Consider the following 5,756-nt stretch of genomic DNA (forward strand, 5'->3'; position numbering starts at 1 on the left):
CTCCCCCGGCAGACAAGAAGAGCCCCATATGCTCATGATGAGCGCCACCCCCATTCCGCGCACGTTGGCCATGAGTTACTACGCCGATCTGGACGTGTCCACGCTCGACGAGCTGCCGCCAGGGCGCACACCCGTGGTGACCAAGTTGGTGTCTGAGAACCGCCGCGACGAGTTGATCGAACGCATCCGCCACCAGTTGGCGCAAGGCCGTCAGGTGTATTGGGTCTGCCCGCTGATTGAAGAAAGTGAAGCGCTGGATTTGACCAACGCCACCCAAACCCACGCCTTGCTCAGCGAGGCCTTGCAAGCGCGTGATGGACAGCCGGCTGTGCGGGTGGGCTTGTTGCACTCGCGCATGGCACCGGCGGACAAAAAAGCAGAGATGGCGCTGTTTGAGAGTGGCCAAATGGGCGTGCTGGTGAGCACCACGGTGATTGAGGTGGGGGTGGATGTGCCCAACGCTTCGCTGATGGTGATTGAGCATGCCGAGCGTTTTGGTTTGAGCCAGCTCCACCAATTGCGTGGGCGTGTCGGGCGGGGTGCTGCGGCGTCGGCCTGCGTGCTGATGTACTCCACTGGTGAGCACGGGCGTTTGAGTGAAACGGCACGCGAGCGCTTGCGCGCCATGGTGGAGACCTCAGACGGGTTTGAGATTGCACGGCGTGATTTGGAAATTCGCGGGCCGGGTGAGTTTTTGGGTGCACGTCAGTCAGGCGCACCGTTGTTGCGCTTTGCTGATTTGGTGGAAGACGTGGATTTGTTGGATTGGGCCCGGGCGTTGGCACCCAAGATGCTGGACCAGCATCCCGAGCTGGCCGAGCGCCATGTGGCGCGGTGGTTGGGTGGAAAATCAGACTTCTTGAAAGCATGAACCCATGACCCTGACCGAACTCAAATACATCGTGGCGGTGGCGCGCGAAAAACACTTCGGTCGCGCGGCCGATGCCTGCTTTGTGTCGCAACCCACGCTGTCGGTGGCCATCAAAAAACTCGAAGAAGAGTTGGATGTGAAGTTGTTTGAGCGCAGCGCCAATGAGGTGACGGTCACGACCTTGGGGGAAGAGATCGTGCGTCAGGCGCAAAGCGTGTTGGAACAAGCGGCCAACATCAAAGAAATTGCCAAGCGTGGCAAAGACCCCTTGGGTGGGCCGCTGAAGCTGGGTGTGATCTACACCATCGGACCGTATTTGTTGCCCAGCTTGGTGCGCCAGTCCATTGCCAAAACACCGCAAATGCCCTTGATGCTGCAAGAGAACTTCACCGTCAAACTGCTGGAGATGTTGCGCACCGGTGAGATCGATTGCGCCATCATGGCCGAGCCATTCCCGGACACAGGCTTGGCCACCGCGGCTCTGTATGACGAGCCGTTCATGGCGGCGGTGCCCAGTAACCACCCCATGGCCAGCCTCAAGCGTGTGAGTGCCGAGCAGCTCAAAAGCGAGACCATGCTGTTGCTGGGCAATGGCCACTGCTTCAGAGACCATGTGCTGGAGGTGTGCCCTGAATTTGCGCGCTTCTCCAGCAGCACCGAGGGCATTCGCAAGAGCTTTGAGGGCTCGTCTTTAGAGACCATCAAGCACATGGTGGCGGCTGGCATGGGGGTGACCTTGGTGCCGCGCCTGAGCGTGCCCAAAGAAGCGCTGGACACCCAAGCCAAGCGTAAAAAAAGCGAAGAAACCTACGTGCGCTATGTGCCAATTGCCGACACCGACGGCGGCGAACCACCGATGCGCCGGGTGGTCTTGGCTTGGCGGCGCAGTTTCACCCGCTACGAGGCGATTGCGGCCTTGCGCAATGCCATTTACGCCTGCGAATTGCCGGGTGTGAAGCGCTTGTCTTGAGGGGTCACGCATGCGCGAGCGCCTGGCCCTTTATTTGGATTTGATTCGCTGGAACCGGCCTGCGGGTTGGTTGCTCTTGCTATGGCCCTCTTTGTCGGCCTTGTGGTTGGCTGCTGAGGGTTGGCCGGGCTGGCATTGGCTGCTGGTGTTTGTGCTGGGGACCGTGCTGATGCGCAGTGCGGGCTGCTGCATCAACGATGTGGCGGACCGTGAGTTTGACCGCCACGTCAAACGCACGGCGAGCCGGCCAGTGACGCGGGGTGCCGTGTCGGTGCGCGAGGCCTTGGGCGTAGGCGCAGTGCTGGCTTTGCTTGCCTTTGGCTTGGTGTTGACCACCCATGGGGTGGCTGTGGTGTGGTCTTTCGCTGCCTTGGCGGTGACTTTGATCTACCCCTATGCCAAACGCCATGTGTCGATGCCACAGGCTGTGTTGGGTGTGGCTTTCAGCTTTGGCATTCCGATGGCGTTTGCGGTCGTGCACGGCCAAGGCCTGGCGTGGCAAGACGTGACCCTGGGGGCAGTTTGGAGGGCGGTGCCCAACTTGGCGTGGGGACTTCTCGCTGTCAATTTGTTTTGGGTCTTGGCGTACGACACCGAGTACGCGATGGTGGACCGTGATGACGATGTGCGCATTGGTATGAAAACATCGGCCATCACTTTGGGCGCATGGGATGTGCGCGCTGTGATGGCGTTTTATGCGGTGCATGTGTTGGGTTTGGCCCTGTTGCTGCGCGACCAAGATTTGGGCTGGCCTTGGGCTGTGGCCTTGACGTTGGCGGCTGTGCAAGCGTGTTGGCACCATCGGTTGATCAAGAGCCGTGCACGCGAAGCTTGTTTTCTAGCGTTTCGTCTGAATCACTGGATGGGCGCCACACTGTTTGTGGGAATCGCTATAAGTTATGCCTTGCGGTGATTGATGAGGGCAAAAAAAAGAGCTTGGCACGCCAAGCTCTTTTTCTTTCAGCAAGAAGCCCATCACTTGGCTTTGTGCTTTTTTGATTTTTTCTTGTGTTTCTTCTTCTTGTCTTTTTTGTCGGCCTTGGTGGGGGCCGCCGTGTTTTCTGCGGGTGCAACAGCAGGGGCTGCTTGAACAGCAGGCGCTACGGGTGGCGCAACAGGTGCTGGCGTTTGGGCTGAGGCAGCCAAAGAAAAGGCCAGCGTGACCGTTGACAGCAAGGTGATGAGGAGTTGGTTCATGAAAAATTCTTTGAAAGCTTGACACCCTGGATTGTCTCATCAGGAAATGAGGGCCCACCAGGCCAAGGGGTCAGGTGCCAAAGGCGTCGCCGAGTTCATGTGCGCGTGCTCTCGCGGCTTCAAGCGCATCTTGAAACAGGTCTTGCAGCCGAGATGCTTGCATCGCGGTGATGGCCGCATAGGTGGTGCCACCCTTGGAGGTGACGCGTTCACGCAAGACGGCAGGAGACTCGGTGGCGCTGCGGGCCAGCTCTGACGCCCCGACGAAGGTTCCTACGGCGAGTTGGTGCGCTTGCTCCGGCGAGAGGCCCATGTGGACGCCAGCCTCCACCATGGCTTCAATGAAGAAGAACACATAGGCCGGCCCAGAGCCTGAAATGGCGGTCACTGCATCCAGGAGAGACTCTTCCTGGACCCATAGGTATTGACCGGTGGTGGACACCACGTGCTCAATCCAGGCTTGGTCGCTGGTGCTGACCCCGGGGCGGGCAAACAAACCGGTTTGGCCCAGTCCCACCAAGGCGGGCGTGTTGGGCATGGCGCGAACAACATGCTCTGTGCCTAGCCAACCTGCGATGCTGTCGCTGCGGATGCCGGCCGCCACGCTCAAATGCAGGGCTGCGCTGCAAAAGGGTTTTGTAAACTCTGCAGCTTCTTTGAAAACTTGCGGCTTGACGGCCCAGATCACCAGGCCGGCCTCAGACAGCGCCTCGCTGGCTTGGGGCAGGGTGCGGATCTGAAACTTGTCCATCAGCTGTTGGCGAGCCGATGCCTGGGGTTCGATCACCAAAATCTGGCCCGGATGTGTGCCTTGCTGAATCAGCCCGCCAATGATGGCGCTGGCCATGTTGCCACCACCGATGAATGCAAGCGTGTGAGAGGGTGTGTGAGGGGATGTCATGAAGGAATTGTCGGTCCAGATGGGTAGGCGTGAAAAAATATTTGCCAAGTCCGTCAAAGCTGTGGCATAATTTGCGGCTCCGCTGAAAAAGCGGGGTTTATCTGCCCCAAGTTGAAGCGTCGCGAGTGGTTCGTGGCGTGGATGACGGGCCCAAGACTGATCAGCTCTTTGCGAGGCGCCAAGCTTCTCGAAGATTTGATGCAAGTTGGGAATATTGAAATGATCCAAACTGAATCTCGGTTAGATGTAGCCGACAACACCGGTGCGAAATCCGTTTTGTGCATCAAGGTGCTTGGCGGCTCTAAGCGTCGCTATGCAAGTGTTGGCGACATCATCAAGGTGAGCATTAAAGAAGCTGCGCCACGTGGCCGCGTCAAAAAAGGCGAGGTCTACAGTGCTGTGGTGGTTCGTACTGCCAAAGGCATCCGCCGTGGCGACGGCTCGCTCGTCAAATTCGATGGCAACGCAGCCGTGTTGCTCAATGCCAAGTTGGAGCCTATTGGCACCCGCATCTTCGGCCCAGTGACGCGCGAGTTGCGCACTGAGAAGTTCATGAAGATCGTGTCCTTGGCTCCTGAAGTTCTGTAAGGCCAGACCATGAACAAGATTCGCAAAGGCGACCAAGTCATCGTCCTCACCGGGCGTGACAAAGGCAAGCGTGGCGTTGTGTCGCTGCGCAAAGACGATGCCCACCTGGTGGTGGATGGCATCAACTTGGTGAAAAAGCACACCAAGCCCAACCCCATGGCTGGCACTCAGGGTGGCATCGTTGAAAAAACAATGCCCATCCATCAGTCCAACGTGGCGATTTACAACGTGGCAACCGGCAAGGCCGATCGCGTGGGAATCAAGACCCTGGCAGACGGCAGCAAAGTGCGTGTCTTCAAGTCCAGTGGCGAAGAAATCAAGGCGGCATAAATATGGCACGACTGCAACAACACTATCGCGAAAAAGTGGTCCCTGAGTTGACTGCTAAGTTCGGGTACAAGTCCCCCATGCAAGTTCCCCGTTTGACCAAGATCACCTTGAACATGGGTGTGAGCGAAGCGGTTGCCGATAAAAAGGTGATGGACAATGCTGTTGGCGACTTGACCAAAATCGCAGGCCAAAAGCCCGTGGTGACCAAGGCTAAAAAAGCGATCGCCGGATTCAAGATCCGCGAGCAGCAGCCCATTGGTTGCATGGTGACTTTGCGCGGCGTGCAAATGTACGAATTCCTGGATCGTTTCGTGACCATCGCCTTGCCGCGTGTGCGTGACTTCCGTGGTATTTCGGGTCGCGCTTTCGATGGCCGTGGTAACTACAACATCGGCGTGAAAGAGCAGATCATTTTCCCTGAGATTGAGTACGACAAAGTCGACGCACTGCGCGGCCTCAACATCAGCATCACCACGACGGCCAAGACCGACGACGAGTGCAAAGCACTCCTCGCAGGCTTCCGTTTCCCGTTCAAGAACTGAGGTGGCACGTGGCTAAAGTAGCTTTGATCGAGCGCGAGCTCAAGCGAGACAGACTGGTGGCAAAGTACGCAGCGAAGCATGCGGAACTGAAGGCTATCGCTAACGACTTCAAGCGCAGCGATGAAGAGCGGGCAGCTGCTCGCTTGGGTCTGCAAAAACTTCCCCGTAACGCGAACCCTACGCGTCAACGCAACCGTTGCGAAATCACCGGTCGCCCCCGCGGCACATTCCGCCAATTTGGCCTCGGCCGCGCCAAGATCCGTGAACTTGCCTTCCAAGGCAACATTCCCGGCATCACCAAGGCCAGCTGGTAATCGGGCAGGAGATATTCAATGAGCATGAGTGACCCAATCGCCG

At 58.0% G+C, this 5,756-nt stretch carries 9 protein-coding genes; 7 read left to right on the top strand and 2 right to left on the bottom strand.

What is annotated here, in order from left to right; translation table 11 throughout:
* From ACKWJN_RS13905 to ACKWJN_RS13915, 3 genes are all read left to right on the top strand, one after another.
* A partial coding sequence (locus ACKWJN_RS13905; protein ID WP_408597848.1) for a helicase-related protein occupies nucleotides 1-871 on the top strand: 871 nt, incomplete at its 5' end.
* A gap of 4 nt (nucleotides 872-875) precedes the next feature.
* Nucleotides 876-1,841 carry a hydrogen peroxide-inducible genes activator gene (locus ACKWJN_RS13910; RefSeq protein WP_408597850.1) on the top strand — a complete coding sequence of 322 codons (966 nt, stop codon included), beginning with the start codon at nucleotides 876-878 and terminating at the stop codon, nucleotides 1,839-1,841.
* A 10-nt stretch (nucleotides 1,842-1,851) separates the two neighbouring features.
* Nucleotides 1,852-2,754: a 4-hydroxybenzoate octaprenyltransferase gene (locus tag ACKWJN_RS13915; RefSeq protein WP_408597852.1), complete on the top strand. Its 903-nt coding sequence runs from the start codon at nucleotides 1,852-1,854 to the stop codon at nucleotides 2,752-2,754.
* A gap of 62 nt (nucleotides 2,755-2,816) precedes the next feature.
* On the opposite strand, the gene ACKWJN_RS13920 is transcribed toward ACKWJN_RS13915, so the two are convergent.
* Nucleotides 2,817-3,038 (bottom strand): hypothetical protein, encoded by a 222-nt coding sequence (locus ACKWJN_RS13920; RefSeq protein WP_408597853.1) that lies wholly within the window; start codon nucleotides 3,036-3,038, stop codon nucleotides 2,817-2,819.
* Nucleotides 3,039-3,108: 70 nt separating this feature from the next.
* Nucleotides 3,109-3,939 carry a pyrroline-5-carboxylate reductase gene (proC, locus tag ACKWJN_RS13925; RefSeq protein ID WP_408597854.1) on the bottom strand — a complete coding sequence of 277 codons (831 nt, stop codon included), beginning with the start codon at nucleotides 3,937-3,939 and terminating at the stop codon, nucleotides 3,109-3,111.
* A 219-nt stretch (nucleotides 3,940-4,158) separates the two neighbouring features.
* Here proC and rplN point away from each other — a divergent pair, with 219 nt between their 5' ends.
* Genes rplN through rpsN form a run of 4 tightly spaced genes read left to right on the top strand, consistent with a single transcriptional unit; the run spans nucleotide 4,159 to nucleotide 5,713 of the window.
* A complete protein-coding gene (gene rplN / locus ACKWJN_RS13930) occupies nucleotides 4,159-4,527 on the top strand; it encodes a 50S ribosomal protein L14 (protein WP_025596343.1) in 369 nt (122 codons plus the stop codon).
* A gap of 9 nt (nucleotides 4,528-4,536) precedes the next feature.
* A complete protein-coding gene (rplX, locus tag ACKWJN_RS13935; RefSeq protein ID WP_408597856.1) occupies nucleotides 4,537-4,857 on the top strand; it encodes a 50S ribosomal protein L24 in 321 nt (106 codons plus the stop codon).
* Between the two features lie 2 nt (nucleotides 4,858-4,859).
* Nucleotides 4,860-5,399, top strand: a complete 540-nt coding sequence (gene rplE / locus ACKWJN_RS13940; RefSeq protein WP_408597858.1) for a 50S ribosomal protein L5 — start codon at nucleotides 4,860-4,862, stop codon at nucleotides 5,397-5,399.
* Between the two features lie 8 nt (nucleotides 5,400-5,407).
* The gene (gene rpsN / locus ACKWJN_RS13945; protein ID WP_100147473.1) at nucleotides 5,408-5,713 is read left to right on the top strand and encodes a 30S ribosomal protein S14; all 306 of its coding nucleotides are present in this window, start codon (nucleotides 5,408-5,410) and stop codon (nucleotides 5,711-5,713) included.
* Nucleotides 5,714-5,756: the final 43 nt, after the last annotated feature.

Origin of the sequence: Limnohabitans sp. (assembly GCF_046052825.1) — a bacterium.
Taxonomy (GTDB): Bacteria; Pseudomonadota; Gammaproteobacteria; order Burkholderiales; family Burkholderiaceae_C; genus Limnohabitans.